The following is a 3,287-nucleotide window of genomic DNA, read 5'->3' as shown; positions in this document are numbered from 1 at the left end:
ACTATTAGAAAATCCTAAATGGATATTTAGGGAAGAATTCTCCTAACCTCCCAATAGAGTTCAGAAGATATATGAATACGTTTACATCAATGAATCTTAAGTAGCTCGCCTTTAACAGCCTTCCAATTCGAGAGATCGGATTTCAAGTCAACCTCAATGGAATTGAAGTATTGAGTTAAGTCTGGCAACTTACATGGCTCTATAATTATCCTCTTCCCTACATCCTTAATAGGATGAGCCTTATCCTTCCGCATAATCTTAATGATGATAATAATTCCCAACCTATAAATCCATCGTTCCACAAATCTCCACACATAATAAACATGTAAAACTTTACAAAAGAGAACTTATACACGATCAATATACTTCACAACCATTCAAATCTTCCATTCAGGATCATAGGACCTGCCCTCCAGAATTCATATATGAATTCTCACATAAAATCAGTGTAAATTGAAAGAATTCTGTGAAGTTCACATTATTTGAATGTCTTAGATTTGGGAATTCAATGAGGGGTTGTGATGACTTCTACCCCAGAACTATACTTTCGCCCCAGAACTATCACATCATATTCCACTTACCTCCAAACGAAATTTAAACTCATCATCCCTACTCCCTGAGTTTTAAAGTTACATTTTGGATATAGAATTTCTAGAGTGGGATGGTGGGGTTTAAACCTCACATTATGCTTGTTAAAGTTGTTGGGAAAATTTAAATGTAATTGGAATGTGATATCTTGTGAAAATATGAAGCGAGAGGAAGGAAAAGGGATGAGAGGGGAAGAGATGGAAAAGCTTCTTGTGGAGGTCATCGAGCCTACAGTTAAAAGGGTGTATGGTATGGGGATTAAGGATATTTTGGATAGAATAAATACAATTAACAGAGAACTTGGAGAAATTTCCAAAACAATAAATATGCTTGTAGCGAGGATAGATGGAATGGATAAAACAATAAGTGTGCTCGCAACGAGAATAGATGGGATAGATAAAAGGATTTATGATCTTTGGAAAGTTGTTGTGGCTGTCCTTGGAGGAACTTTTGGAGCTTTAATTGGAATAATATTGATGCTCATAAAGCTTCTGATATGAAAGGGGAAGCGAAGTTATCAAAAATGGAATGTTAGATTTTACATTTAAGAATCAAGCAATTCATTTTTATACAAAATTTTCTATTAAACCTACATAAAATTTAATGCTTCCAGTTAAGGGTTGTCTATGCAAAGAACTGGGTGAAGTATGTAAATTAACTTGGATCAGCTGATAATAGCATGATAGCTATTCAAATAGCCTCCCGTTAGATCCACCAAGGTACAACTTCACCCACCTCTTCAGCAAGTTCCCTAAGCTTCCTTCTAACCTTCTTATGGTAGTGATGTGCGAGTATGATGATGAGTGTAATGATAGGTGTCATTGTTATGAAGGTTGGGATGGGGTATTCAGCTGTGACAATCACATACACACAAAATAGGAGTGCAATTATCATGGAGATTTTGTAGGCTAAACATTTCCCCTTCAATTCCCTATACTCCCGCCTCCTCCAATCATCCATTACATCAACCACCATTCACAATCCATCTCAAAGTATTCGTCAAAGTAAATAATTATGTTTATCCATGAAGATGCCTATCACATCGATCTAGATATATCAAATAAATGATCGTAACACTTGCTTTCCAACGTTAACGTATATACTCAACTTCCATTAAGAGATTTCGACATGAATATTGCGAGTTTAATCAGACGTCCACGATCAGCACATCTCATACTCTTCATAGCCCTACGGCTCAGCGCTGCAATGGCTCATCATCTAAACCTCCAACTCCCCATAGGAATTCCAGTATATAAATAAATATCCATTCTGTGAGTTCAATATTCCTCTCAATTCTTTATAGGATTCATACTAGGGCACATGAACTCATGCTTGAAAGGTATCACAATCCTAAAGTTGTTTGAGAACTGGAATCTAAATGAGATTATAGGGGTAGACGGTTTGGGAATTATACAGGGAGATTGGAAGTCATGTGAGTAGGTAAACGTTTTCAATCGACACACCGAAGTTGATTGAGAAATATGAGGACGCATATAGATAAGTATGCGGTTATAAAAGTCAAAGTCCTGTAATGAGGCAATAAAAGGGGAGGAATTTAAGTCTTCCTAAATTTGAGAACCTTATCAGCGAAGTCGAAGCCTTCCTTCATATCTTCTAGACTTAGAATCCCCCCTCCTTCGATGCTTTACTTTGAGCATAACCCAACGCTATGAATTTATGAGCAGTATCATCAATTACTCTCTGAGTTGAGTTAGTAATTTCTTTGGTTAAATTTTGAATTATTTTCTTGGTACTGTTAACTGAAATTAAATAAATAATGATGATGGATGGTACAACACTTAGTACAGTACTAGCCACTATCGTAATAATCTCATCAGCTCCCAATGCCATCCCCCATCATCCCCATACCTGGCGATCTATACTCTTAACCATTTATTACTTTGATGCCATTATATTTAAAGTATCTTCCACGCATCCCAAATGATGAAAACAACATTTATTTGCACGGACATGTACCAACATATTTTAAGTGGCTAGAATTCACTGAAGCAGCCAATCCTAATCTTACATATATTTATCGAACATTAACTTATATATGTGGAAAGGGCGCCATCCAAAAACCATGACCATAATGATATGAAGTGGCATACCAATATGGGTGGACATCACACCTAATTATGTCCATCTAATAATGAAGAACCATTTAAACCTCGAAATTAACATGAATTGATATGGAAAATGTCATAAAACGGAAATAAATTCTCATAAAATGATCATCGGAGCTAACTCATGGAATTCAATCTAACCGCGATCTCAGCCCCTTCAAACATCTATACACTCAACATATAAGTACCACTGTCACGAACTCTTGGAGGACCGAACTCATATATTTCCAATTCTCTTCATTAAGTTCCTTAAGAAGTATATTATAACATTAAATTAACTTATTAATTGATTAAACTTTCAACTCCCTCTATTGGGTTCCTACAGGCTTCCACAAGTTGAGCTATAAAGACATTACTTTCAATTCCCTTTATGGGGTTCGACTATTGCTGCTGCCTCCCTCCCCGTCACAGGGCTACTTGTCTTTCAATTCCCTTTATGGGGTTCCAGATATGGTTAAATTGCTCATCAAGGATGCTGAGGATTACTTTCAATTCCCTTTATGGGGTTCTATGGATTAGGATTATTTGATATATTAATCCTTGAAGTTGCTTTCAATTCCCTTTATTGGGTTC

4 protein-coding genes and 1 CRISPR repeat array are annotated in these 3,287 nt (G+C 36.3%); of the genes, 1 reads left to right on the top strand and 3 read right to left on the bottom strand.

Annotated elements, in window-relative coordinates; all coding sequences use genetic code 11:
* Positions 1-86 precede the first annotated feature (86 nt).
* The gene (locus MRT15_RS10175) at positions 87-302 is read right to left on the bottom strand and encodes a hypothetical protein (RefSeq protein WP_304329986.1); all 216 of its coding nucleotides are present in this window, start codon (positions 300-302) and stop codon (positions 87-89) included.
* 444 nt (positions 303-746) lie between these two features.
* On the opposite strand from MRT15_RS10175, the gene MRT15_RS10170 reads away from it, so the two are divergent.
* The gene (locus MRT15_RS10170) at positions 747-1,088 is read left to right on the top strand and encodes a hypothetical protein (protein ID WP_304329985.1); all 342 of its coding nucleotides are present in this window, start codon (positions 747-749) and stop codon (positions 1,086-1,088) included.
* A gap of 205 nt (positions 1,089-1,293) precedes the next feature.
* Here MRT15_RS10170 and MRT15_RS10165 read toward each other — a convergent pair whose 3' ends face one another.
* Complete coding sequence (locus MRT15_RS10165) at positions 1,294-1,563, bottom strand: hypothetical protein (protein WP_304329984.1); 270 nt, start codon at positions 1,561-1,563, stop codon at positions 1,294-1,296.
* Between the two features lie 645 nt (positions 1,564-2,208).
* Positions 2,209-2,439: a hypothetical protein gene (locus MRT15_RS10160; protein ID WP_304329983.1), complete on the bottom strand. Its 231-nt coding sequence runs from the start codon at positions 2,437-2,439 to the stop codon at positions 2,209-2,211.
* Positions 2,440-3,009: 570 nt separating this feature from the next.
* Positions 3,010-3,287: direct repeats of the CRISPR family, unit length 24 nt; unit sequence CTTTCAATTCCCTTTATGGGGTTC.

Source organism: Candidatus Culexarchaeum yellowstonense (assembly GCF_024707025.1).
Taxonomy (GTDB): domain Archaea; phylum Thermoproteota; class Methanomethylicia; order Culexarchaeales; family Culexarchaeaceae; genus Culexarchaeum.
This window is presented reverse-complemented; position numbering and strand designations above follow the sequence as displayed.

Excerpts from the sequence above, each read along its gene's own strand:
- MRT15_RS10165 (WP_304329984.1), bottom strand. The coding sequence starts at position 1,563 with ATGGTGGTTGATGTAATGGATGATTGGAGGAGGCGGGAGTATAGGGAA.
- MRT15_RS10160 (WP_304329983.1), bottom strand. The coding sequence starts at position 2,439 with ATGGCATTGGGAGCTGATGAGATTATTACGATAGTGGCTAGTACTGTA.
- MRT15_RS10170 (WP_304329985.1), top strand. The coding sequence starts at position 747 with ATGAAGCGAGAGGAAGGAAAAGGGATGAGAGGGGAAGAGATGGAAAAG.